This is a genomic window from Pseudoneobacillus rhizolycopersici, assembly GCF_054786815.1.
On record NZ_JBTOOE010000267.1, the window covers coordinates 1 to 223 of the forward strand.

Here is a 223-nt window from a genome sequence, read left to right on the forward strand (position 1 = left end):
ACCCGTGTTACCGCCGTGAAAGGGCGGTGTCTTAACCGCTTGACCAATGGGCCATTATAAAAAATGGTAAGCTTCCAAGCGGGCTCGAACCGCTGACCTCTTCCTTACCATGGAAGTGCTCTACCTGCTGAGCTATGGAAGCATTTATACTACCTTGCTCGCAAAAATCAAAAATATGGCTCCGCAGGTAGGACTCGAACCTACGACCGTTCGGTTAACAGCC

Annotated in this window: 1 tRNA gene; it reads right to left on the reverse strand. The window is 50.2% G+C overall.

The features are described from left to right. Positions 1 to 69: 69 nt before the first annotated feature. Positions 70 to 142: transfer RNA gene (locus ACX9YW_RS23690), tRNA-Thr, on the reverse strand. Positions 143 to 223 lie beyond the last annotated feature (81 nt).